We start from the raw sequence: 23032 nt of genomic DNA on the forward strand, positions 1-23032 counted from the left end.
GCGTCGCTGTCCCGCCCGCACCGGTCGCGGCGCGGGGCCGGCCCGATCCTTCCACGTCACCCTCGGCAGGGCCCCCGACGCCCGGACGACGGACGGAAAAGGGCGTGACCGCGGGGCCGCCCTCTGGTGGAGTCGGAGGCACCACCCCAGCAGCACACCCGTCACCGCGGGTGCGCTGCGCGCTGCCCAGGAGGCCTGCCGTGCACGCCGTCACCACCTTCGAGGTCGCCCGACGCGACCACGCCGACCGGCTCGCCCGATCCGCCCGTGCGCGGGCGCGGGACGACCGCTCCAGACCCGCGGCCGACGCCGCCGGTCGACCGCCCGACCCGCGCACCCCGCGGGGCCGTCACCGCTGGAACCCCCAGGAGTGGACCCTCAGCAGCTGAGGACGTGCCACCATGACGCCATGCGACCGCCCGCCTGCTGCCCTGCCGCAGCCGGCGGGCGGGGCGTCTGATGGGCCGGCGCGCGGCGCGCAAGGCCGCCGCCGAACCCTGGTACCGCCGCGCCGTGCGGGCTGCGGCCCGGTGGACCGGGCGTGCGCTGCTCGCCCTCGGCGCGGGTGCCGTCGCGTTCGTCGTGCTGCGCTGGTCGGGGGTGTCCCCGTCCGCGAGCCGCTGGCTGACGCTGGCGGTGGTCGCTGTCGTGCTCGTCTCCTCGGCGCTCGCCTCGACGCTCCCCGCACCACCGCCGCCCGCCCCACCAGCGACGCGGGGGCCGCGGCCGGACGGTCGCTGACGGTGCCGCGCCCTACGCTGGCCCGGTGAGCACCTCCTCCCCCGCCCCCGCCCCGCAGACGAGCTCCGACCGCATCGTGTGGGTCGACTGCGAGATGACGGGCCTCGACCTGCAGCACGACGCGCTCGTCGAGGTCGCGGCCGTCGTGACCGACTCCGAGCTCAACGTGCTCGGCGAGGGCGTCGACGTGGTCGTCGCCCCGCCCGCCGCGGCGCTGGAGCAGATGAACGACTTCGTCCGCACGATGCACACGACGTCGGGGCTGCTCGACGTGCTGGCGGAGGGCGTCTCGCTCGCCGACGCGCAGGCGCAGGTGCTCGACTACGTGCGCACGTGGGTGCCCGACGCGGGCCGCGCGCCGCTCGCCGGCAACTCCGTCGGCACCGACAAGGCGTTCCTCGAGCGCGACATGCCCGACCTGGTCGGGCACCTGCACTACCGGATCGTCGACGTGTCCTCGATCAAGGAGCTCGCCCGCCGCTGGTACCCGCGCGTGTACTTCGCCGCTCCCGAGAAGAAGGGTGGCCACCGAGCCCTGGCGGACATCCTCGAGAGCATCGACGAGCTGCGGTACTACCGGGCGGCGCTGCTGCCCGCGCAGCCCGGCCCGGACTCCGCGCACGCCCGGGCGCTCGCCGCCGAGGTCGTGCGGACGAGCGTCAAGCGCGGGATGCTCCCGGGCGCCTGAGCGCCACGTCCCGGTCCGCGGCTGCGACGCCGCAGACCGGGCCCGGGTACGACGCAGGGCGCCGACCTGAGGTCGACGCCCTGCGTCCATCGGGTGGCTAACGGGACTTGAACCCGCGACCCCCTGGACCACAACCAGGTGCTCTACCACCTGAGCTATAGCCACCACTGGGCGACCTCCGACTTCTCGGAGGGCCGACGAAGAGTGTACCGGGTGTCCGGGCCACTACTCGCCACCTTTCACGCCACCGGTCGCACCGCCGCTCCCGCGGCGGCGTCCGGCGGGCCCGGGCGCCCGTCGCCGGGCGCCTGCCCGAGGGCTACACGCGGGCCGCGACCGCGTCCGCGAACCGCTCCACCGAGCCGGGCGCGTGCGCGAAGAAGAACGACGGCTCGGCCAGCTCGACCTCGAGGATCACGGGCTTGTGCTCGTCGTCGGGGATGAGGTCGACCCGGGTGTAGAGCAGCGGGGCACGGTCCGGGAAGACCTCGGCGAGCGCGGCGACCACCGCGTCGCCGACGGCCCGCTCCTCGGGGGACGGGTCGCGCGGGGACATGACCTCCTCGCGGAAGAGCACACCTTCCTGCTCGCCGGCACGGTAGGGGCCCTCGAGCAGGGGCTCCTTGCGCACGGCGTGGCTGAACTGCCCGTCCACGTACACCAGCGCCGTCTCGCCCTCGGCGTCGACGTTGGTCAGGTACCGCTGCAGCATGACGCGGCGACCGACGGCGAGCAGGTTCTTGGCGTGCGTGATCGCCAGGGACCGCGAGGGCGTCTCCCCCGCGTCGTAGCGCCCGGTGTCGCGCGAGCCCGCGCTGACGGTCGGCTTGATGACGAAGTCGCCGAACGCCGGGAAACGGGTGTGGATCGCCCGGGCGTTGAGGTTGCGCTCGGGGTCCAGCCAGATCGTCGGGACGATCGGCAGACCGCGCTGCTCGAGGTCGCGCAGGTACGTCTTGTCGATGTTCCACGCGACGACGTCCGCGGGGTTGAGCAGCGTGGAGTACTGCTCGACGCGGCGGGTCCAGTCCGCGAACTGGGCGGGCCGGTCGGTGTAGTCCCACGTGGAGCGGATGAGCACGTGGGGGTAGGCCGACCAGTCGACCGTGGGGTCGTCCCAGACCACGACGTCCGTGGGGATGCCGCGCTCACGCAGGGCGTCGCGCAGCGGCACGTCGTCGGGGTCGAGGTCGGGCAGCTCGGCGCAGGTCGCGAGGGCGAGGCGTGCAGTCGGCTCGGTCACCCGGGCAGCGTAGCCGGGGCAGGTGTCCTGCGGCGTCGGACACCTGCTCAGCTCGCGGCGCGCTCCGCGGTCAGCCGGTGCAGCGCGCGCAGGACCGTCTGCGCCGTGGCGGTGCCGACGGCCCGTCCGTCGTCGTCGAGCACCGGCACCGCGCCGGGCGCCGTCGCGCCGCCGATCTGCTGCGTGAGCGCCCCGACGACGTCGCCGAGCTCGGCCCCGAGCCGCACGACCCTGTCGGCCGGGGCACGCACGGGCGTGCCGGGAGCGGCCGGCGCCGGGTCGAGGTCGGCCCGCTCCAGCCGCCCGAGGGCGAGGAGGCGGGCGGTGCGCCCACGCCCCACGAGGTCGGCGACCGCCTCGGTCGCGGGCCGCGCGACGACCTCCAGCGGTGTGGCGAGCTGCTCGACGCGGGCGCCACGACTGAGCACGACGACGCGGTCGGCCATGCGCACGGCCTCGTCGATGTCGTGCGTGACCATCATCACGGTGGTGCCGAGCTCGCGCTGCAGCCGGATGAACTCCTGCTGCAGCCGCGCGCGGCCCACCGGGTCGACCGCGCCGAACGGCTCGTCCATGAGCAGCACCGGCGGGTCGGTCGCCAGCGCGCGGGCCACCCCGACGCGCTGGCGCTCACCGCCCGACAGCTCGTGCGGCCAGCGGCGGGCGTACCGTGCCGGGTCGAGGCCCACGAGCGCCAGCAGCTCCTCGACCCGGGCGCGCGTGCGGGCCCGGTCCCACCCGAGCAGGCCCGGGACCGTGCCGACGTTCTGCGCGACCGTGCGGTGCGGGAACAGGCCGACGTGCTGGATGACGTAGCCGATGCGCCGGCGCAGCGCGACGGGGTCGACGTCGGTCACGTCCTCCTCGCCCAGCAGGATGCGCCCGGCGGACGGTTCCACGAGCCGGTTGGCCATCCGCAGCGTCGTCGACTTGCCGCAGCCCGAGGGACCGACGAGCACGAGCAGCTCGCCGCGGCGCACCCGCAGCGTGAGGTCGTCCACGGCGACGGCGCCGGCGTACTCCTTGCGCACCCCTTCGAAGGCGATGGCGGGCGGCTCCGCCGCACCGGCGACGTCCGACGGGGCCGCAGCCGGGGACGCGGCCGGGGACCCGGTGGCGGGGGTGACGAGGTGCTCGCTGCTCACGCGCAGCGACGCTAGCGCCGACCACCGACGCCCGCCCGCCGGCCGGCGTCGCCGCGCGGGTGTGGGTGCCCCTGGGTAGCGTCGACCAGGTGCTGCCGCCCTCCCTGCTCGCCGGCGCGCCCGTGGCCCTGCCCGGGGGCGGCCCGGTCCTCGACGTCGCGGCGTCCCCGCCCCCCAACCCGTGGTTCTCCTGGCAGTACCTGGAGCGCAACGGGCCCGACGTGCTGCGGTACCTGGAGCAGCACGCGACCCTGACCGCCCAGGCGGTGCTCCTGGCGCTCGTCGTCGCGCTGCCGCTGGCGGTGCTCGCGCACCTGCGCCCGCGCTGGTCGGCCCCCGTGCTGGCGGGGACGGGGGTGCTCTACACGATCCCGTCGCTCGCGCTGTTCGCCGTGCTGGCGCCCTACACGGGGATCGGCCGCACCACCGTGCTCATCGGCCTGGTCGTGTACGCGCTCCTCGTGCTGGTGCGCAACGTGCTCGTCGGCCTGCAGGGCGTCGACCCCGCGGTGCGCGACGCCGCCCGCGGCATGGGCTACGGGCGGGCCCGCATGCTGCTGGCCGTGGAGCTGCCGCAGGCCGTCCCCGCCGTGATCACGGGTCTGCGGCTGGCGACCGTCAGCACCGTGGCGCTCGTCACCGTCGGCGTGGTGGTCGGGTACGGCGGGCTGGGGCAGCTGATGTTCCGCGGGTTCCGCAGCAACTACCACGCCGAGATCATGACGGCGACGGTCCTGTGCCTGCTGCTCGCGCTCGTCGCGGACCTCCTGCTCCTGCTCCTCGGGCGCCTGCTGACGCCGTGGCAGCGCGGCTCGCGGCGCGCGGCGCGGGCGGCGGCCGACCCCGACAGTCCCTCCGGGGCGGAGGCGCCCGCCCGGCGCACCACGACCGCCGAGGAGGCCGCGTGGACATCCTGACGGAGGCCTTCGTCTGGCTGAACGACCCGCTGAACTGGACCGGGCGCCGCGGCGTCCTCGAGCTCGCCGGCACCCACCTGGCCATCTCGGCCGTGGCGGTGCTGCTCGCGCTCGTCGTGGCGCTGCCGGCCGGGCTCTGGCTCGGCCACCGCGGGCGCGGGGCGACCGTCGGCGTCGTCGTCGCCAACACCACGCGCGCCCTGCCCACGCTGGCCCTGCTCACGCTGCTCGCCGCCGCCGGGTACTTCGGCAACGGCGCGACGGCCGTGGCGTGCGCGGTGTTCGCCGTGCCGCCGATCCTCGCGAACGCCGTCACGGGCGTCGGCGGGGTGGATCCCGACGTGCGCGACGCCGCCCGTGGTCTGGGCCTGTCGGGCAGCACCCGGCTGTGGACGGTCGAGGTGCCCCTCGCGCTGCCGCTGATCGCGGCGGGCATCCGCACGGGCGCCGTCCAGGTCCTGGCGACCGTGCCGCTCGCGGCCCTCGTCGGCGGCACGAGCCTCGGCACGATCGTCGTCACGGGGTTCAGCACCCAGCGGTACGGCCAGGCGCTCGCCGGCGGGCTGCTGGTCGCCGCGCTGTGCCTGCTCGTCGAGGGCGTCCTCGCCCTCGTCGAGAGGGCCGTGACGCCGCCCGGGCTGCGCGCGCGCGACCGGGCCGGGCAGGACGCGGCGGTGCGACGTGCCTCACGTCGGGGCCGCGCAGCCCGTCCACCGCTTGCCCCCGCGACCCCGAGCGGGTCGAATGGGTCGGCGCCACCGCCCTGACCTGCCCCGTCCTGCCCACCGATCGTCAGGAGCCCCTGATGCGCACCACCACGCGCACCCGCCGCACCCTTGCCGCTGCACTCGCCGGCAGCGCCGCCCTCGTCCTCGCCGCGTGCGGCGCTCCCGGCTCCGGCGGCGGCGAGGCGGAGACCACCGCCACGAGCACGTCCGGACTGGCCGTCTGCGAGCCCGTCGCCGGCGAGAGCCTCGTCGTCCTCGACGACGACCTGGGCCTGCAGAACGCCGACAACGTCATCCCCGCGATCAACGCCGACGTCGCCGCCGAGCACCCCGAGGTTGTCGAGCTCCTCGACGCCGTCTCGGCGTCCCTCGACACCGAGGGCCTCATCGCCCTGAACAAGGCCGTCGACATCGACCGCCGCACGTCGAGCGAGGTCGCGGCCGAGTTCGTCGAGGAGCAGGGCCTGGCCGCCGACGAGCAGACCGGCGAGGGCGTCGAGCTCAGCGTCGGCGCCGCGAACTTCTCCGAGAGCCTCACGCTCGCGGAGATCTACGCCGAGGTGCTGCGCAGCGCCGGCTTCGAGGCCCAGGCGCAGAGCATCGGCTCCCGCGAGACCTACCTGCCCGCGCTGCAGGACGGCACGCTCGCCGCGGTCCCCGAGTACGCGGCGACCCTCGCGGACTTCCTCAACTCGCAGATCAACGGCGCGGACGCCGACCCGGTCGCCTCGAGCGACGTCGACGCCACCGTCGAGGCCCTCACGCCGCTCGCCGAGGAGTCGGGTCTGGCCGTCGGCGCCGCCTCGGCCGCGCAGGACCAGAACGCGTTCGCGGTGACGGCCGAGTTCGCCGAGGCCAACGGCGTCGCGACCCTGTCGGAGCTCGCCGAGACCTGTGGCGGTCTCGTCCTCGCCGGTCCGCCCGAGTGCCCCGAGCGCCCGTTCTGCCAGATCGGCCTCGAGGAGACGTACGGCCTGGAGATCGGCGAGTTCCGGTCCTACGAGTTCGCCCTGATCGGCGAGGCCGTGCGCCAGGGCGACGCGGCCCTCGGGCTCGTCCTCTCGTCGGACGGCTCGCTCGCCGGCTGACGCGGCACCCCCACCCCGACAGCGGCCCGGTCGTCCCCGACCGGGCCGCTGTCGCGCGTCCGCAGGTCGCGCGTGCCGTCAGCGCCCCGCCGCCTCCAGGAGGCGCAGCCACACCTCGCTGACCGTCGGGTACGCCGGGACCGCGTGCCAGAGCCGGTCGAGGGGCACCTCCCCGACCACCGCGACGGTCGCCGCGTGCAGCATCTCCGCCACGTCCGGACCGACGAACGTCGCCCCCACGAGCACGTCACGCTCCCGGTCGACCAGCACCTGCGCGCGGCCGCGGTAGGCGGGGTCGGTCACGGACGCGCCCGCGACGTCACCGATCTCGTAGCCGACGACGTCGACGTCGACACCCGCGCGCGCCGCCTCCTCCTGCGTCATCCCGACCCACGCCACCTGCGGACGGCCGAACACCACCTGCGGGACCGCCGCGACGTCGGCCGTCGCCCGGAACCGGCTCCACGCACCGGCCCCCTCCTCGGCCTCGCGCGTCACGCCCCGCGGCACGCGCGCGGCGTCCACCGGCTTCCCGCCCCGCGCGGCGAACCGGGCCGCGATCACGTCGCCGACGACCCGGGCGTCGTACTTGCCCTGGTGGGTCGTGGCGGTCCGGCCCGTGACGTCGCCGGCCGCGAAGAGCCAGCCACCCGGCACGCCCTGCACCTGCAGCGCGTCGTCGACCTCCACCGGCTCCCCCGGGACGAGCCCGACGTGCTCGACGCCGAGGTCGTCGCTGCGCGGCCGACGTCCGGTCGCGACGAGCACCTCGTCGGCGACGACCTCCCGCGGCGCGACCGCACCCTCCCCCGGTCCGCCGCGGTGCTCGACCCTCAGCCGCACCTCGTCGCCGTGCCGCGCCGCCTGCGTCACCGAGGCACCGGTCGACACCCGCACACCCCGGTCCACCAGCGCGGCCAGCACCGCCTCGCCCGCGAAGGGCTCCGCACGGGGCAGCAGCCGGTCGCCGCGCACCAGCACCTCGACCTGCGCACCGAGGTCCGCGTACGCCGTGGCCATCTCCACGGCCACGACCCCGCCGCCCACGACGGCCAGCCGCGCCGGCACCTGCTGCGCCGAGGTCGCCTCCCGGCTGGTCCACGGGCGGACGTCCGCGAAGGCGTCGGGCACCACGGCCGACGAGCCGGTGGCCAGCACCACCGCGCAGCGCGCGACGACCCGGACGTCGCCCGCCGGGCCGGTGACCTGCAGCTCGCGCTCGCCCGTGAGGCGGGCGTGCCCCCGCAGCAGCGTCAGACCGGCGCCCTCCACCCAGGCCACCTGGCCGGAGTCGTCCCAGTGCGCGGCGACCTCGTCGCGCCGGGCCAGCACGGCCGCCACGTCGAGGCCCTCCACGCCGCGCACGCCCGGCACGGCCCGCGCCGCGGCGAGCACGTCTCCCGGCCGCAGCATCGCCTTGGACGGCATGCACGCCCAGTACGAGCACTCCCCGCCGACGAGCTCGGCGTCGACGAGCGCCACGTCCAGCCCCGTCCGCGAGGCCCGGTCGGCGACGTTCTCGCCCACCGCCCCCGCTCCCACCACGACCACGTCGTACTCCTGCACCGGCTGCACAGCCCACCTCCGTCGTCCGTCGCGTCCGACCATCGTGGCGCGGCGGGTGCGTCGGCGCTGGCCGACGGGCGCGCGCGCTCGAGGACGGGGCGCGCTGGCCCGATGGTCGGCGGGAACGACGAAGCCCCCCGTCCGGAACGGACGGAGGGCTTCGTGCGCTGTACGCCCCCTGGGACTCGAACCCAGAACCCGCTGATTAAGAGTCAGCTGCTCTGCCAGTTGAGCTAGAGGCGCGCGGCTGGAAGAGGTTAGCAGCCCGCGGACGGCAGATGCGAACCGGAGTCCCGCCGACGGCCAGGTTGTGAAGAAGGCCACAGATCAGGGCCGCACGGGCACCTCGGGATCCTCGCCGTCGTCGGTCGGGTCGCGCGGCGGGGGCCCCGCCGGGCCCGGACCCCACCAGGGCGTCGCGGGCAGCCCCTCCTCGTCGGCGAGCTCGGCCGACGCCACGACCGGCGCGACCAGGTCGACCAGGAGCGTGAGCGGCACGTGCTCGGCGAGCAGCCCCTCGGCCCGCCGGGCCACGTCCTCGACCAGCGGCCCGTCGGGCGCGTCATCGGCAGCCCTCTCGACGGCGCCGTCGGCGTCGCCGGCAGGGGGCGGAGACCCGGTCGTCCCCTCGGGCGCACCGAGGCCGGGCGACGGCTGCACGTCAGGCACGCGGCACCCCCGTGGTCGACGACCGGCGGACGGTCGCCCGCCCTCCCATCATGGCGCGCCGGCATGCCCGGGGTCGGGCGGCTCGCCCGACCGCCGGGCGGGCCGTCAGAGGTACAGGCCGGTGCCCTCGCCCGTGCTGCCGGGGGCGGCGACCGCGTGCACGTCCTTCTCCCGCAGCAGCAGGTACGTCCGGCCGGTGAGCTCGACCTCCGCACGGTCCTCGGGGTCGAAGAGCACCCGGTCGCCGAGCTCCACCTGGCGCACGTGCTGCCCGACCGCGACGACCTGCGCCCACGCCAGCCGCTTGCCCATGGCAGCGGTCGGCGGGATGAGGATCCCCGCGGACGATCGCCGCTCGGCGTGCTCCGCGTCGAGCGCGACGAGGAGGCGGTCGTTGAGCATGCGGATGGGCAGGTCGCCGGGCGGCGGGGTGGTCGGAGCGCTCACGCCGCCGACCGTACCCCGCCGACGTAGGGTGGCCGGCGTCGTCGTCCACACCTGAGCACCCGAGGAGATCCCGTGCCCCGCCTCGCCGTCGGTGACCCCGCCCCCGCCCTGACCCTGCCGACCGCCGACGGCGGCACGGTCGACCTGGCCGACCTGCGCGGCCGCTCGGTCGTCGTGTACTTCTACCCCGCCGCAGGCACCCCGGGGTGCACCAAGCAGGCGTGCGACTTCCGCGACTCCCTGGCCTCGCTGCAGGGCGCGGGGTACGCGGTGGTCGGGGTCTCGCCGGACCCGGTGGACAAGCTCGCGGCGTTCGCGCAGGCCGAGCAGCTGACGTTCCCGCTCGCCTCGGACCCGGAGCGCACCACCCTGGAGGCGTGGGGCGCCTGGGGCGAGAAGACGATGTACGGGCGCACCGTGACCGGCGTGATCCGCTCGACCGTCGTCGTCGACCCCGAGGGCGTCGTGTCCCTCGCGCAGTACAACGTGCGCGCCACGGGGCACGTCGCCAAGCTGCGCCGCGACCTCGGGATCGACTGACCGCACCCGCCCCGCCCCCGCTGGCGCAGCGGCGCCCGCGGGTGCCGCTGTGCCAGACTCGGCGCGCGCGGGAGTGGTGAAACGGCAGCCACGCCAGGTTTAGGTCCTGGTGCCCGAGAGGGCGTGCGGGTTCGACTCCCGTCTCCCGCACCACGGACCAGCAGCACGGTTGACCAGCAGCACGGCGGCCACGGCACCCCGGGGTGTCGCGGCCGCCGTGCGTCGTGGTGCGGCGCGTCAGCGCATCGGCAGCACCACCCGGGAGGTGGCGGTGCCGACGGCGGTCGTGCCGGTGCCGATCGCGTTCCAGAGCGCCACGCGCACCGTGCCGCCGCGCAGGTCGCCGAGCGTGCCGGTGGCGCGCTCGAGGCCGACGGACGACGTGTAGCGCTCGTACCCCGGCACCGGGTCGGTGGCGAAGTACCGGTAGACCTCGACGCGGTCCCACGTCCCGTCACCGGTGAGGTCGTACGACACCTGCAGGCGGGTGCCGTTGCCGACCACCGTGCCGGCGTCGAGCGCGACGTCGAACGTCGTGGCGGCGCCCGTCGCGGTGCCGGTGAGCCCGCTCGCGGTGAGCACGAGCGCCCCCGCGGGCTCGGTGGCCGTGTCGACGCCACGTGCCGCCGGGACCGTGAGCGTCGCGGGCGACGTCACCGGCGTGGTCACGAGGCGACCGTCACCGCCGAACGCGAACGTGAAGCCGCTCGTGGGCGGCGCCGTCGGGGTCGGCGTGGGCGTCGGCGTGACGGTTGGCGTCGGCGTCGGGGTCGGCGTGGGCGTCGGCGTGGCAGTCGGCGTGGGCGTCTCCGTCGGCGTGGGGGTCGGTGTCGTCGTCGGGCCGCCCGGCGCGCCGCCCCCGCTCCACGTGTACGCACCCGTCGTGGCGGTGCGGCCGGCGGCCACCCGCAGCGTGGTGCCGTCCGAGAACGTCACCGTGCGGGCCGCGCCCGTCGGGTTCGACGCGACGTAGGTGCGGCGTCCGTCGCGGACGAACACCGCGGACAGCGGGTCGTCCCCGTGCACGGTCGCGTCCACGGTCCCCAGGGCGGCGAGGTTGGCCACCCAGTGGAAGGTGTGCGCGCGGGACTCGCCCTCCTCGACCGGGTAGCCCGGCTGGGCACGCAGCAGCTGCAGGGCCCGCGGGCCGTCGCCGAGCGCCAGGTAGCTCCACAGGATGTCCTGCCAGACGGTGGGCGGGCCGCCGTTGGCCTGCTCCAGCTCGGCGTAGTTGGACCGCACGTCCGCCGGACGCAGGCCGAGGTACAGGTGGGAGCCGGTGATGGGCAGGGTGTTGATGCCCTGGATCATCTCCGCCTCGCCGCTGAACCACGTGGCGTAGGCCCCGCCGTCGCCCCAGATCATCCCGACCGTGGTGTGGCCGAACCCGTCGGGGATCGCCCCCGCCCGGTCGAACCAGTACTCCTGGATGGCGGCGGCCTGCGTGGCGTACAGGTACGCGCCCGCGTCACGGACGGCCCGGTCGCCCGTGGCCTCGCCCCACTGCACGAGGGCACCGGCGAAGTTCATGCCCTCCGAGCTGGACTCCTGGTTGTTGCCGGCGGCGAAGGCGCCGTGGCCCGACGCCCAGTCGTGACCGGCGTACACGTCGAAGTCCCGCATGTACGGGAACAGCTCGTCGTCGCGGTCGTAGCCGTTGGCGTCACGGACGAGCAGGTCGACCATGCCGCCGTAGCGGGCGTCGGACGCCCACTGCGGGTCGAACCGGGCCAGGGTCGCGGCGGCCGCGACGAAGTACCCGTAGTGGAAGTGGTGGTCGTTGAGCTCGGTGTCGGAGCCGTACGACCCCGGGTAGCCGATGAGGGTCCCCCAGCGCTCGTCGTACGCGAAGACCTGACCGGTCTTGCCCGGGGTCGCCGTGAACCAGTCGGTCAGGGTGGTGCGCACGCGCGCCAGGATGCGGTCGCGCAGGTCGGTGCGGCCCAGCTGGTCGGCGATCTCGACGAGCCGCGTCGCGCGTCCCAGGGCCTTGCCGGTCCAGTACGTGTCCGCGCGCAGGATGGGCAGCGGGTCGGCCGCGGCCTCCTCGAGCAGCTGCTCCAGGCGGGTGCGGTCGGCGCCGGAGGACGTCGCGACGGCCGGCACCTCGTGCAGCACCCCGGTGAACGGCGTCGCCGTGGTCACCGAGCGCGTGCCCCGGTAGGCCGTCATGGCGCCGCGCGCCGACGGGTAGGTGGACCCGAGGGCGGTGCCACCGCCGGTCGCGGTCACGTACCGCTGCTGGTGGGGGTACAGCGCGACGACGGTGCCGTCGACGGTGCCCTGCAGGCGGCGCGTGGTCAGGCCGTAGGTGGTGCGCACGACGCCGGCGTCCTCGTCGTAGACGTAGTCGGCGCGGGTGCCCGTGACCTCGGCGAACGCGTACCGGCCGAGGTCGCGTGCCGCGGCCGTGCGGGCCGCGTCGTCGGAGCCCGGTCCGGTCGGCAGCGCGGCCACCGCGAGGTAGCCCTTGCCGGCGAGGGTCGAGCGGAGCGCGTTCGTCTCCCCCGTCCAGCGCGCACCCGCCGGGGCGTAGACGCCGTAGTCGTGCCCGTTGGCGGTCAGGCCGAGCCAGGGCCCGTCGCGCCACCAGACGCGCACCTCCTGCGACGAGCGCAGCAGCGCGTCGCCGCCGGCGACGTGGTACCAGCTGATCGGCAGGCCGTGGCCGATCGTGGCCGTGAGGGAGCGCGTCCCGTCCGACCACGACGGCGTGACCGTCCAGTCCGACCAGTCCGCGACCTTCACCGTCGGGGCGTCGAGGCCCGCGACCGTGACCCGCAGGTCCTCGGCGTACGTGTAGTGGAACTCCCCGATGCCGCCCGTGGTCCCCGACCGGGTCGCGGTGCGGGGCGTCGAGAGCCCGAGGCCGTCGGCCGTGGGCTGGTACGACACCGGGTGCGCGTGCAGCGGTGCGCTGAACCGGCAGTCGAGGCGCTTGTAGAGCAACGAGCTCCACCAGTCGTTGGTGGGCAGCGCCCCGTCGGGCGCGTCGGCGGTGAGCGCGCTGCGCGGGTCGGCCTCGACGGACGCGCAGCCCTCCGGCGTCGGTCCGACCGGCGTGGCCGCGTACGAGCCGGCGCCGACGGGCACGACCCCGTCGGCGGCGGCGGCCCCGGGGACGGCGACCGCGGCGAACGTCAGCGGCAGCGCCAGGGCCGCCAGCGCGGCGATGACGCGTGCGGTGCGCCGACGCGCCGGCCGGGACGACGCGGGTGGCGTGCCGGCCGGTGCGGTGCCGGTGGCGTCGGACGACCCGCGGGCGCGGGTGGGTGAGTGGTGTCGCATGTGCTGTGCCCCCTCGGGCGCGCACCAGCGGTCCGCACGGGTCCCCGCCCGCGCACCGCGAGGAGCGGTCGCGCGGACGTGCTGACCCGGCACGGGCATGCGGCCGGCACGCTGCCCCTGCTGCGACGCGCCGCGTCGTTGCGGCGCACCGTGACCTGCCCCCCGCACGACCCCCGTTGGCCGCGCTGCGATGAGAGCGATCTCACACACGGTAGGCACGGGTGATCGCGCACGGCAACCCGACAGGTCAGCGCGTCCCCCGGACGGACGCACCGGACCGGGACGACGAGGCGCCCGCCACCGGCCGGTGACGGGCGCCTCGTGCGTCGGGCGGGGGTCGGTCAGGCCGACGCGCCCTGCTTCGCGGCGATCTGCGCGCGCACGTCGTCCATGTCGAGCGCCTGGATGCCCTCGACGACCTTCGCCAGCGCCGGGCCGGGCAGAGCGCCGGCCTGGTTGAAGACGAGGACGCCGTCCCGGAACGCCATCAGCGTCGGGATCGCGGTGATCTGCAGCTCGGCGGCGAGCTGCTGCTCGGCCTCGGTGTCGACCTTCGCGTGGACGATCTGCGGGTTCTGCTCCGACGACGCCTCGAACACGGGCGCGAAGCTGCGGCACGGGCCGCACCAGGACGCCCAGAAGTCGACGAGGACGATGTCGTTCTCCTCGATCGTCTGGCGGATCGTGTCGGCGGTCAGCGTGGTGGTGGCCATCGGTCTCCTCCTCGGGTGGTCCGGGGTGTGCAGCGTCGGTACCGGCCGGGGTATTCCCGCCCGTCGGCGGACGCCACGCGGCGGTCGGTTCGGCCACGGCGCGTCGGACGCGGTAGAACTGCACGGTGACCGCCTCCGCCGAGTACCCCGTCGGCCCCGAGCGACCCTCCGGCTGGCTCAGCCCGCAGGACATCGCCACCGCGCGCAGCCAGCTGCCGATCCTCTACGTCGACGCCGTCCCCGTGCGCGTCGACGAGTCCGGCGACGTCGTGGCCGTCGGGCTGCTGCTGCGCGTGACGCCCGAGGGCGTGATGTCCCGGGCGCTGGTCTCGGGCCGCGTCATGCACCACGAGCGGGTGCGCGACGCGCTGCTGCGGCACATCGAGAAGGACCTCGGGCCGATGGCCCTGCCGATGGTCCCGCCGTCGCCGCAGCCCTTCACGGTCGCCGAGTACTTCCCGACCCCCGGCGTCACCCCGTACCACGACCCCCGCCAGCACGCGGTGTCGCTGGCGTACGTCGTGCCCGTCGCCGGGGACTGCCGCCCGCAGCAGGACGCCCTGGACCTGGCCTGGCTGACGCCCGAGGAGGCGTGCACCGAGGCCGTGCAGGTCGAGATGAACGGCGGCCAGGGTCTGCTCCTGCGTCAGGCGATGGCGTGGGTGGGCCGCCTGCCGTGAGCACGGCGGCCGCGGTCCCGGTCACGGTCGCCCGTGCCCTGCACGGACTCGTGGCCGCGGCCGCCGGCTGGGGCGTGGGGCGCGAGGTCGCCCGCCTGCTCGTCGAGGGCGCGGGCGACGCGGGCTCGGTGCTGGAGCGGTGGGTGCGGCTGTTCAGCTACTTCACGATCTGGTCGAACGTGCTGGTGCTGGCCGTGTCGCTGCTCCTCGTGGTGCGACCCCGGCACGACGGACCGGTGTTCCGGGTCCTGCGGCTGGACTCCGTGCTGTGCATCGTGGTGACCTTCGCCGTCTACCACACGGTCCTCACCGGGCAGGTTGAGCTGACGCCGTCGGGTGCGCTGACCAACCTGCTGCTGCACACCGCCGTCCCGGTGGGCGCGGTGCTCGCGTGGCTGCTGGCCGGGCCCCGGCCGCGCACCGACCGGTGGACGCCGGCGTGGGCGCTGGTGCTGCCGGCCGTGTGGCTGGCGTGGACGTTCGTCCGGGGCCACGTCGTGGGCTGGTACCCGTACCCGTTCGTCGACGTCACGCAGATCGGCCTGGGCGCCGCGCTCGGCAACGGTGCGGCCGTCCTCGTCGGCGGTGCGCTGCTGGGCGTCGCCGTGGCCTGGCTCGAGCGGCGGCTGCCGGCGGGCCCCGCACCGGCCTGAGCGCCCGCCGCGCCGTCCCGTCGCTCAGCCCAGCTCGAGCTGCGGCCAGTCCGCCAGGTCGGCGCGCAGCTGGCGGTCGTGGGTCGCGACGACGACCGCCGCGGACGTGCCCCGCAGCGCGGTCGTCAGCTCGTCGACCAGGCCCACCGACAGGTGGTTCGTCGGCTCGTCCAGCACGAGGACGTGCGGGGCCGCCAGCAGGGCGCAGGCCAGGTCGAAGCGGCGGCGCTGCCCCACAGACAGCTCGCCCAGCGGGCGGTCGAGGTCGCCCTCCCCGAGCAGGCCGAGGGCCGCGACGGGCACGAGGTTCCCGGGGTCGAGCAGCCCCTGCTCCAGCAGCCGCAGGGCGTGCCGGGCGTAGGCGTCGAACGCCGACGGCGTCGCCCCGGGCCGCGCGACGGGGGCGGCGTGCTCGGCCGGCCCCTCCTGCGCGAGCACGCCGAGCCGGACACCGGGGCCGAGGGTCCGCGTGCCGCGGTCGAGCCCGACGGTGCCGGTGAGCGCGGCCAGGAGCGTCGACTTGCCCGCGCCGTTCGGCCCTGTCACGAGCAGGCGCGAGGCCGGCATCACGTCGACACGGCGCCCGGGCAGGTCGAGCCGACCGTCGACGCGCGGCGCCCGGACCTCCAGCAGCGGTCCGCCGGCGTAGTCGGCCGGCACCGACGGCAGGTCGGGGAACGCGAGGGCCGGTGGCGGGACCGGGACCTCGACCGCCTGCGCCTCCAGCCGCTGCACGAGGCGGTCCGCGGCCTTCACGTGGATGCGCGCCCGCGTCGCCCGGCGGTTCTTCTGCGAGCCCTTCGGCGGCCGCCACTCGTCCGACAGGCCCTCGTAGGACCTGTCGAGGCGGTCCGCGAGCTGCACCGCCCGCTTGCGCTCGGCGCGGTACCGGGCCCGCCAGCGGCGCAGCATCTGGTCGCGGGCGAACCGGTAGTCGGCGTACCGGGCGGCGCCGTAGAGCACGGGCCGCCCGTCCATCGAGGGGTCGAGGTCGAGGATCGCGGTCATGACGTCGTCGAGGAGCCGGCGGTCGTGCGTGACGATGACCAGCCCGCCCGCCCACCCGCGCAGCTGCGCCGTGAGGTGGTCGACGCCCGCGACGTCGAGGTGGTTCGTCGGCTCGTCCAGGAGGAGCAGGTCGGCGCGCTCGGCGAGCCGGCAGGCCAGGCGGACCCGGTACCGCTCGCCGACGCTCAGGGACGCGAGCGTCCGGTCCCGGTCGCGGGGCGCGCCCAGCCGGCTGAGGGACTCGTCGACGCGGCGGTCCACGTCCCACGCCGCGAGGTGCTCGTACCGGGCGATCGCCCCGGTGAGCCACGCGACGTCGCCGGACTCGTGGTCGAACGCGTCGATGGCGCGCGCCAGGTCGTCGGCCGCTGCCCGCGCCCCCGCGCCCGCCTGCTCTGCGAGCGAGCCGACCGTGTCGCCGGGCGCGACCTCGAGGTCCTGCTCGACGACCGCCATCGAGCCGCGCCGGCGCACCTGCCCCCGCTGCGGCACGAGCCGGCCCGCGAGGACCCCGAGCAGCGTGGACTTGCCCGCGCCGTTCTCCCCCACCAGGCCCACACGGTCGCCGGCGGACACCGTCAGGTCGAGCGCGTCCAGCACCGGCCGGCCCGGGTACCCGAAGGTCACGGCGTCGGCGACGAGCTGGACGTCGCCGGGCCTCGGCGCGTCCGTCATCGGCCCAGCGCCGCCACCACGTGCGGCACGAGCGCCCGGAACGCCTGCCCCCGGTGGCTGATCGCGTTCTTCTCCTGCGGCGACAGCTCCGCGCAGGTGCGCTCCTGCCCCTGCGGCACGAGCACCGGGTCGTACCCGAAGCCGTTGCCGCCCCGCGGCGCGGTCGCGAGGGTGCCCTCCAGCGTGCCGCGCACGACGTGCTCGTGCCCGTCGGGCGTCACCAGGGCCGCCGCGCAGACGAACCGCGCACCCCGGTGCGCGGGGGCGATGTCGGCGAGCTGGGCGAGCAGCAGCGCGAGGTTCGCGGCGTCGTCGCCGTGCCGGCCGGCCCAGCGGGCCGAGAAGATCCCCGGGGCGCCGCCGAGCACGTCGACGGCCAGGCCGGAGTCGTCCGCGACCGCGACCAGACCGGTCGCCGCAGCGAGTGCACGGGCCTTGATCAGCGCGTTCTCCTCGAACGTGACGCCGTCCTCGACGGGCTCGGGCGCGTGCACGTCGCGTGCCCCGACGACCGCGGCCGCGGGCAGGTCCGGCAGCGCCGGGTGCAGGATCGCGCGCAGCTCGCCGACCTTGTGCGCGTTGTGCGTCGCCAGCACGAGCCGTGCGCCCGCGGGCACGACGACGTCGCTCGCCGCACCGCTCACGGGGCCGTGACCTGGGCGCGCGTCGCCGTCCCGTCGGACGCCGGGGCCGCGAGCACCTCGGTCTGCAGGCGCGTCAGCTCGGCGGTGCCGGCGAGCGCCAGGTCGAGCAGCGCGTCGAGCTCGGCGCGGTCGAACGGGGTCTGCTCGGCGGTGCCCTGCACCTCGACGAACCGGCCGGAGCCGGTGACGACGACGTTCATGTCCGTCTCGGCGCGCACGTCCTCGACGTACGGCAGGTCGAGCACGGGCACGCCGTCGACGATGCCGACGCTGACGGCCGCGACGGAGTCCCGCAGCACCTGCCGGCCGGGCTTGACGATGCCCGCGCCCTGCGCCCACGCGACCGCGTCGGCGAGCGCGACGTACGCGCCGGTGATCGCCGCGGTGCGCGTGCCGCCGTCGGCCTGGAGCACGTCGCAGTCCAGGACGACGGTGCTCTCGCCGAGCGCGGCGACGTCGACGACCGCGCGCAGCGAGCGCCCGACGAGGCGCGAGATCTCGTGCGTGCGTCCGCCGACCTTGCCGCGCACCGACTCCCGGTCGGAGCGCGAGCTGGTCGCGCGCGGCAGCATCGCGTACTCCGCGGTGACCCAGCCCTGGCCGGAGCCCTTGCGCCAGCGCGGCACGCCCTCGGTGAACGACGCCACGCACAGCACCTTCGTGCCGCCGAACTCGACCAGCACGCTGCCCTCGCCGGCGTCGAGGAACCGACGGGTGATCGTCACGGGCCGCAGCTGGTCAGGACGGCGCCCGTCGGCGCGCGCAGGGGTGCTCAAGGTCATGCCCCGACCCTACGTGCCGGTGCCCGCCCGCCCGGAACGCGTCCGGTCCTGCGGCGCGGTCAGCGCGGGTCGAGGTGGTCCCCGGCCCGCAGGCGCAGGGAGGAGCGGACGAAGGCGACGCCCAGGGCCGCGCTCACCGCGGCGGCGAGCAGGACGGCCCACAGGTCCGGCTGCCCGGGGGCCCGGAGCACGGCCGAGACGGACTCGACGAGGAAGAGCCCGCCGAGGACGAAGCCGGAGGTGGGGCGGGCGGTCATACGCCACGGGGCGCGGGGCGCGACGACGTCCTCGACGTCGGCGTCACGGAAGGTCCGGACGGCGACGCCTACGACGACGAGCTGCAGCACGATCGCCCCGGGCACAAACGCCCACTCCCCGAGGGCGACGCCCAGGAGGACCGCACCGAGCACCGCGGCGACGGGGGCCAGGAGCAGGTAGGCGAGCTTGCCGGAGGGGGTGAGGACGCGCCACGGCACCCGACCGTCGGGCCCGCTCACAGGGCCAGGACCAGGCCGGGGGTGGCGACGACCACGGGCCCGTCGTAGACGGTGCGGGCCTCGGCCGCTGCGGCCTCGGCGTCGTTCCACGCGGGCACGTGCGTGACGACCAGGCGGCCGGAGCGCCCCCGGGCGGCGGCCTCGCCGGCGCGGCGCCCCGTCAGGTGGACGCCGCGGACGGCGTCGTCGCGGCCCTCGACGAACGCGGCCTCGGACAGCAGCAGGTCGGCGCCGGTGGCGAGGTCGTCCAGGCCCGGGCACGCGTCGGTGTCCCCGGTGTACGCGAGGGTCACGCGGCGGTCCGGGTCGGCGTCCGACGGGCCCGTGACCCGCAGCCCGAACGCGGGCACGGGGTGCAGCACGGGCACGGGCGTGATCTCCAGCGGCCCGACCGGCACGGGCGTCCCGGCCCGCCAGGCGTGCACGTCGAAGACCTCGCCGGTGTCGGTCGCCGGGTCGCGGCCGGTGAGCTCGAGCAGGCGGTCGCGCGTGCCCTCGGGGCCGTGGACGGCCAGCGGGGGCAGCGGGCCCTGCGGGCGGTAGCGGCGCAGCACGCCCAGCACCGCCATGTCGGCGACGTGGTCGGCGTGCAGGTGGCTGAGCGCGACGAGGTCGAGCGCGGCGGGGTCGCCGTACCGCTGCAACGGGCCCAGCGCGCCGTTGCCCAGGTCCAGCAGCACCGACCACGTGCGCCCGTCGGCGTCCTCGGCCTGCACGAGGTACGACGACGCGGCGGAGTCCGGCCCCGGGAACGACCCGGAGCACCCGAGGACGGTGAGCCTCACCGCAGCGCTCCCCGCGGCTCCACCGCCTCGACCTCGGGGCCCAGGAACCGACGCGCGAGCGTCGCGAACCCTGCGGGGTCACCCGTGGCGAGGAAGCGGTGGGTCGCCGGCCCGGCGGCCGGGTCGCGCTCGAGGTCGTGCGCGACGAGCGTGCGGTAGACGTCCTTGGCGGTCTCCTCGGCGCTCGACACCAGGGTGACCTCCTCCCCCATGACGTACGAGATGGCACCGGTCAGCAGCGGGTAGTGCGTGCAGCCCAGCACGAGGGTGTCGACGCCGGCGGCGCGCACCGGGTCGAGGTACTCGTGCGCGACCGCGAGCACGTCGGGGCCCGACGTCACCCCGGCCTCGACGAGCTCGACGAACCGCGGGCACGCCTGCGAGACGAGCTCGACGCCCGCCACGGCGAACGCGTCGTCGTACGCCCGGGACTCGACCGTGGCCCGGGTGCCGATGACCCCGATGCGCCCGTTCCGGGTCGCGGCCACGGCGCGCCGGGCCGCGGGCAGGATCACCTCGACCACGGGCAGGCCGCGGCGCAGCGTGTACCGCTCGCGGGCGTCGCGCAGCATCGCCGCCGACGCGCTGTTGCACGCGATGACGAGCATCTTCACGCCCGCGTCGACGAGGTCGTCCATGATCTCGAGCGCGTGCGCGCGCACCGCGGCGAGCGGCTTGGGCCCGTACGGGCTGTTCAGGGTGTCGCCGATGTACAGCGTGGACTCGGCGGGCAGCTGGTCGAGGATCGCCCGCGCCACCGTGAGCCCCCCGACGCCGGAGTCGAAGATGCCGATCGGGGCGTCGTTCACCCGACGCACACTAGCCCGCCGACCGGCCCCGCCCCGGGTGCTCCGGTCCCGGTGCGGCGAGCATCACAGCGACGAGGGACTCCTGCAGCCACGACAGGGCGTCGTACAGCGCCACGAGGTAGGCGCGGGCGTCGTCGCCGTCGGCCGCGTCCGACGCGTGCAGGGCCTGCGCGTCGGCGTCGGTGCGCACGCCCAGCCGGTCGGCGAGCACCAGGCGCACGTCGGTGAGGGTCGCCGCCACGTCACCGGCCCGGGCGGGGTCGACGACCAGCGCGTCGTCCGGCCACCCGGGCTCCCCGTGCGCGACGACCGTCCACAGCGCGCGCAGCCGGGCGATCTTGCGGGCGCGCAGGTCGTCCTCGGTCAGGCGCCGGAACTCGGCGGCGACCTCGTCGTCGTCGCGCGACGCGTCCGGCAGCAGGCGCCGCACCGCCGGGTCCGTGGGCGGCTCGACCGGGGCGATCCGCACGGTCCACAGCGCGGCGTCGGCACCTGCCGGGCCGTCGGGACCCGCGTCGGGCTCGGCCGGACCGTCCTCAAGCCGGCCCGCGCCGAGCAGCTCGGCGACGTCGGCGAGCACCGACGCCACGACCTCGCGCTCGGTGGCGTCGAGCTCGGCGACGTACCGACCCTGCTGCTCCCGGAACGCGCGCATCACTCGCCGCCCCGCTGGAGCGTCGCCCACAGCCCGAACCCGTGCATGGCCTGCACGTCGACCTCCATCTGCTCGCGCGTGCCCGTCGACACCGCGGCCCGGCCCTCCTCGTGCACCTGGCGCATGAGCTTCTCCGCCTTGGGCCGCGGGTAGCCGAAGTACGACTCGAAGACGTAGGTGACGTACGACATGAGGTTCACGGGGTCGTTCCAGACGAGCGTGACCCAGGCGTCGGCGACGCCGGCCTCCTCGTCGGCGGCCTGGTCCGGGAGCACGTCGGCGGGGGCGACGGAGGCGACGGCGAGCACGGGGCCACTGTAGGTGGGCCGGGCACGACCGGTCCGCCCGGCGCCGTCTACCGTGACGCCATGACCGACACGGCCCGCCCGGCCTCGCCCAGCACCGCGCTGCTGACCGACCGCTACGAGCTGACCATGCTGCAGGCCGCCCTGGCCGACGGCACCGCCGACCGGCGCTGCGTGTTCGAGGTGTTCACGCGCCGCCTGCCCGCCGGCCGCCGGTACGGGGTGCTCGCGGGCACCGGGCGGCTGCTGGAGGTGCTCGAGGACTTCCGGTTCGGCGCCGAGGAGCTCGCGTGGCTGGCCGACGAGCGGGTCGTCGACGACCGCACGCTGGACTACCTGGCCGGCTACCGGTTCGGCGGCGACGTCGTCGGGTACGCCGAGGGCGAGGCGTTCTTCCCGCAGTCGCCGGTGCTCGTCGTCGAGGGCACCTTCGCCGAGGCGGTGCTGCTGGAGACCCTCGTGCTGTCGGTGCTGAACTTCGACTCCGCGGTCGCCTCGGCGGCCTCCCGCATGACCAGCGCGGCCGTCGACCGCCCGTGCCTGGAGATGGGCGCCCGGCGCGCGCACGAGCACGCCGCCGTCGCCGCGGCCCGTGCGGCGGTCGTCGCGGGCTTCGCGGGCACGTCGAACCTTGAGGCGGGACGCCGGTGGGGCCTGCCGACGATCGGCACCGCCGCGCACGCCTTCACGCTGCTGCACGACGACGAGGAGCAGGCGTTCGCGTCGCAGGTCCGCTCGTCCGGCGCGGGCACCACGCTGCTCGTCGACACCTACGACGTGCGCCGCGGCGTGGAGCGGGCGCTCGCGGCCGCGGGCACGGGGCTGGGTGCGGTGCGCCTGGACTCCGGCGACCTGGGCGTGCTGGCCCACGAGGTCCGTGCCCAGCTCGACGCGGCGGGCGCCCACGGCACCCGCATCGTCGTGACGTCGGACCTGGACGAGTACGCGATCGCGGCGCTCGCCGTGGCGCCGGTCGACACGTACGGCGTCGGGACCTCGCTGGTCACCGGCTCGGGCTCGCCCACGTGCGGCATGGTCTACAAGCTCGTCGCCCGCGAGGACGACGCCGGCGTCATGCGGCCCGTGGCCAAGGCGTCCCGGGCCAAGACCAGCGTGGGCGGCCGCAAGGCCGCGGCGCGGCGCCTCGACGAGGACGGGCGTGCCGTGGAGGAGGTGCTGGTCACCGGGCCGGACGACCGGGTCGCGCGGTGGTCGCGGGGCGACGGCGCCGTGCCCGCCGACCTGCGCCCCCTGCACGTGGACCTCGTGCGCGACGGCACGGTGGTCGACGGCCGGACCGGACGTGCGGGCGTCGCCGCGGCCGTCGCCCGGCACCGGGCGTCGCGCGACGAGCTGCCGCGCGGTGCCCGCCGGCTGTCCGCCGACGAGGCCGCCGTGCCGACGACGACCTGGCACCTGGACGCCTGAGCGGCCGGACCTCGCCCGGACCTGGCCGGACACGCCGAGGGCCGGGACGCTGTGCGTCCCGGCCCTCGTGGGCGGTCGACGGGGGGGTGGTCGACCGGCGTCCTTGCGGCGACTAGATCCTGGCGCGCCCGCGGCCGACGAGGCCGAGGATCAGGCTGACGACGAGGACGATGACACCGATCCAGATGAGGAACTGGCCGATGTTCGTCGCGACGCCGAGGACGACGAGGACGACGCCGACGAGGATGAGGATGAGCCAGCTGGGCATGTGCACCTCTCAGGCTGTGAGCACCGACCGGGGTCTGGTCGGTGACCGCTTGCGGCGTCCGGGGGAACCC

Annotated in this window: 25 protein-coding genes and 3 tRNA genes; 10 read left to right on the forward strand and 18 right to left on the reverse strand. The window is 76.0% G+C overall.

All coding sequences use genetic code 11. The features are described 5' to 3' along the window. The first annotated feature begins 459 nt into the window (after positions 1 to 459). Both FBY24_RS00185 and orn read left to right on the forward strand, forming a co-directional pair. Positions 460 to 741: a hypothetical protein gene (locus FBY24_RS00185; RefSeq protein WP_142157040.1), complete on the forward strand. Its 282-nt coding sequence runs from the start codon at positions 460 to 462 to the stop codon at positions 739 to 741. A gap of 94 nt (positions 742 to 835) precedes the next feature. Next, on the forward strand, positions 836 to 1429 hold the full coding sequence (gene orn / locus FBY24_RS00190) for an oligoribonuclease (protein WP_370511017.1): 594 nt from the start codon (positions 836 to 838) through the stop codon (positions 1427 to 1429). Between the two features lie 92 nt (positions 1430 to 1521). Here orn and FBY24_RS00195 read toward each other — a convergent pair. From FBY24_RS00195 to FBY24_RS00205, 3 genes are all read right to left on the reverse strand, one after another. Beyond that, a tRNA-His gene (locus FBY24_RS00195) sits at positions 1522 to 1594 on the reverse strand. A 154-nt stretch (positions 1595 to 1748) separates the two neighbouring features. Next, positions 1749 to 2672, reverse strand: a complete 924-nt coding sequence (locus FBY24_RS00200; protein WP_142157044.1) for a RimK family alpha-L-glutamate ligase — start codon at positions 2670 to 2672, stop codon at positions 1749 to 1751. 47 nt (positions 2673 to 2719) lie between these two features. After that, complete coding sequence (locus FBY24_RS00205; RefSeq protein WP_174243520.1) at positions 2720 to 3718, reverse strand: ABC transporter ATP-binding protein; 999 nt, start codon at positions 3716 to 3718, stop codon at positions 2720 to 2722. A 227-nt stretch (positions 3719 to 3945) separates the two neighbouring features. Here FBY24_RS00205 and FBY24_RS00210 point away from each other — a divergent pair, with 227 nt between their 5' ends. From FBY24_RS00210 to FBY24_RS00220, 3 genes are read left to right on the forward strand one after another with little or no spacing between them, the layout of a single operon-like run. Continuing rightward, positions 3946 to 4734 (forward strand): ABC transporter permease, encoded by a 789-nt coding sequence (locus FBY24_RS00210; RefSeq protein WP_142162962.1) that lies wholly within the window; start codon positions 3946 to 3948, stop codon positions 4732 to 4734. Continuing rightward, positions 4722 to 5501, forward strand: coding sequence for an ABC transporter permease (locus tag FBY24_RS00215; RefSeq protein WP_142157048.1), 780 nt, complete (start codon positions 4722 to 4724; stop codon positions 5499 to 5501). Before FBY24_RS00210 ends, FBY24_RS00215 begins: the two co-directional genes overlap by 13 nt. 38 nt (positions 5502 to 5539) lie before the next feature. Next, the gene (locus FBY24_RS00220) at positions 5540 to 6550 is read left to right on the forward strand and encodes a glycine betaine ABC transporter substrate-binding protein (protein WP_142157050.1); all 1011 of its coding nucleotides are present in this window, start codon (positions 5540 to 5542) and stop codon (positions 6548 to 6550) included. A 78-nt stretch (positions 6551 to 6628) separates the two neighbouring features. On the opposite strand, the gene FBY24_RS00225 is transcribed toward FBY24_RS00220, so the two are convergent. From FBY24_RS00225 to FBY24_RS00240, 4 genes are all read right to left on the reverse strand, one after another. Further along, complete coding sequence (locus FBY24_RS00225) at positions 6629 to 8125, reverse strand: NAD(P)/FAD-dependent oxidoreductase (RefSeq protein WP_160158389.1); 1497 nt, start codon at positions 8123 to 8125, stop codon at positions 6629 to 6631. Between the two features lie 161 nt (positions 8126 to 8286). Then, positions 8287 to 8359: transfer RNA gene (locus tag FBY24_RS00230), tRNA-Lys, on the reverse strand. A gap of 84 nt (positions 8360 to 8443) precedes the next feature. Next, positions 8444 to 8785 (reverse strand): hypothetical protein, encoded by a 342-nt coding sequence (locus tag FBY24_RS00235; RefSeq protein WP_142157054.1) that lies wholly within the window; start codon positions 8783 to 8785, stop codon positions 8444 to 8446. A gap of 105 nt (positions 8786 to 8890) precedes the next feature. Then, complete coding sequence (locus tag FBY24_RS00240; protein ID WP_142162964.1) at positions 8891 to 9187, reverse strand: co-chaperone GroES; 297 nt, start codon at positions 9185 to 9187, stop codon at positions 8891 to 8893. Between the two features lie 117 nt (positions 9188 to 9304). Here FBY24_RS00240 and FBY24_RS00245 point away from each other — a divergent pair, with 117 nt between their 5' ends. After that, positions 9305 to 9772 carry a peroxiredoxin gene (locus tag FBY24_RS00245; protein ID WP_142157056.1) on the forward strand — a complete coding sequence of 156 codons (468 nt, stop codon included), beginning with the start codon at positions 9305 to 9307 and terminating at the stop codon, positions 9770 to 9772. A gap of 67 nt (positions 9773 to 9839) precedes the next feature. Further along, a tRNA-Leu gene (locus tag FBY24_RS00250) sits at positions 9840 to 9925 on the forward strand. An 84-nt stretch (positions 9926 to 10009) separates the two neighbouring features. Here FBY24_RS00250 and FBY24_RS00255 read toward each other — a convergent pair. Both FBY24_RS00255 and trxA read right to left on the reverse strand, forming a co-directional pair. Further along, complete coding sequence (locus FBY24_RS00255) at positions 10010 to 13060, reverse strand: glycosyl hydrolase (RefSeq protein WP_142157058.1); 3051 nt, start codon at positions 13058 to 13060, stop codon at positions 10010 to 10012. Between the two features lie 341 nt (positions 13061 to 13401). Continuing rightward, positions 13402 to 13773, reverse strand: coding sequence for a thioredoxin (trxA, locus tag FBY24_RS00260; RefSeq protein ID WP_140460229.1), 372 nt, complete (start codon positions 13771 to 13773; stop codon positions 13402 to 13404). Positions 13774 to 13898: 125 nt separating this feature from the next. Here trxA and FBY24_RS00265 point away from each other — a divergent pair, with 125 nt between their 5' ends. Together FBY24_RS00265 and FBY24_RS00270 are read left to right on the forward strand one after the other, a co-directional pair. Continuing rightward, positions 13899 to 14453, forward strand: coding sequence for an NUDIX hydrolase family protein (locus FBY24_RS00265; RefSeq protein ID WP_142157060.1), 555 nt, complete (start codon positions 13899 to 13901; stop codon positions 14451 to 14453). Next, positions 14450 to 15106 (forward strand): Pr6Pr family membrane protein, encoded by a 657-nt coding sequence (locus tag FBY24_RS00270; RefSeq protein WP_222117185.1) that lies wholly within the window; start codon positions 14450 to 14452, stop codon positions 15104 to 15106. The genes FBY24_RS00265 and FBY24_RS00270 overlap by 4 nt, the downstream gene beginning before the upstream one ends. Positions 15107 to 15130: 24 nt before the next feature. On the opposite strand, the gene FBY24_RS00275 is transcribed toward FBY24_RS00270, so the two are convergent. The 8 genes from FBY24_RS00275 to clpS are packed head-to-tail and all read right to left on the reverse strand — an operon-like array spanning position 15131 to position 21236. Then, positions 15131 to 16789, reverse strand: coding sequence for an ABC-F family ATP-binding cassette domain-containing protein (locus tag FBY24_RS00275; protein ID WP_142157064.1), 1659 nt, complete (start codon positions 16787 to 16789; stop codon positions 15131 to 15133). Then, complete coding sequence (rdgB, locus tag FBY24_RS00280; RefSeq protein ID WP_142157066.1) at positions 16786 to 17433, reverse strand: RdgB/HAM1 family non-canonical purine NTP pyrophosphatase; 648 nt, start codon at positions 17431 to 17433, stop codon at positions 16786 to 16788. Before rdgB ends, FBY24_RS00275 begins: the two co-directional genes overlap by 4 nt. Beyond that, complete coding sequence (gene rph / locus FBY24_RS00285) at positions 17430 to 18215, reverse strand: ribonuclease PH (protein WP_174243452.1); 786 nt, start codon at positions 18213 to 18215, stop codon at positions 17430 to 17432. The genes rdgB and rph overlap by 4 nt, the downstream gene beginning before the upstream one ends. Before the next feature lie 59 nt (positions 18216 to 18274). Beyond that, positions 18275 to 18712 (reverse strand): hypothetical protein, encoded by a 438-nt coding sequence (locus tag FBY24_RS00290; protein ID WP_142157068.1) that lies wholly within the window; start codon positions 18710 to 18712, stop codon positions 18275 to 18277. Then, positions 18709 to 19497, reverse strand: a complete 789-nt coding sequence (locus tag FBY24_RS00295) for an MBL fold metallo-hydrolase (protein WP_142157070.1) — start codon at positions 19495 to 19497, stop codon at positions 18709 to 18711. The genes FBY24_RS00290 and FBY24_RS00295 overlap by 4 nt, the downstream gene beginning before the upstream one ends. Beyond that, positions 19494 to 20306 (reverse strand): glutamate racemase, encoded by an 813-nt coding sequence (gene murI / locus FBY24_RS00300; RefSeq protein WP_140460223.1) that lies wholly within the window; start codon positions 20304 to 20306, stop codon positions 19494 to 19496. Before murI ends, FBY24_RS00295 begins: the two co-directional genes overlap by 4 nt. A 10-nt stretch (positions 20307 to 20316) precedes the next feature. Beyond that, the gene (locus FBY24_RS00305; RefSeq protein ID WP_142157072.1) at positions 20317 to 20961 is read right to left on the reverse strand and encodes a DUF2017 domain-containing protein; all 645 of its coding nucleotides are present in this window, start codon (positions 20959 to 20961) and stop codon (positions 20317 to 20319) included. Then, entirely contained in the window at positions 20961 to 21236 is a 276-nt protein-coding gene (gene clpS / locus FBY24_RS00310; RefSeq protein ID WP_255432485.1) for an ATP-dependent Clp protease adapter ClpS, read from the reverse strand. Before clpS ends, FBY24_RS00305 begins: the two co-directional genes overlap by 1 nt. 93 nt (positions 21237 to 21329) lie before the next feature. Here clpS and FBY24_RS00315 point away from each other — a divergent pair, with 93 nt between their 5' ends. Then, positions 21330 to 22694, forward strand: coding sequence for a nicotinate phosphoribosyltransferase (locus FBY24_RS00315; protein WP_142157076.1), 1365 nt, complete (start codon positions 21330 to 21332; stop codon positions 22692 to 22694). 112 nt (positions 22695 to 22806) lie between these two features. On the opposite strand, the gene FBY24_RS18855 is transcribed toward FBY24_RS00315, so the two are convergent. Next, positions 22807 to 22962 (reverse strand): hypothetical protein, encoded by a 156-nt coding sequence (locus FBY24_RS18855; RefSeq protein WP_160158390.1) that lies wholly within the window; start codon positions 22960 to 22962, stop codon positions 22807 to 22809. Between the last annotated feature and the right edge of the window lie 70 nt (positions 22963 to 23032).

The organism is Cellulomonas sp. SLBN-39 (genome assembly GCF_006715865.1).
Taxonomy (GTDB): Bacteria; Actinomycetota; Actinomycetes; order Actinomycetales; family Cellulomonadaceae; genus Cellulomonas.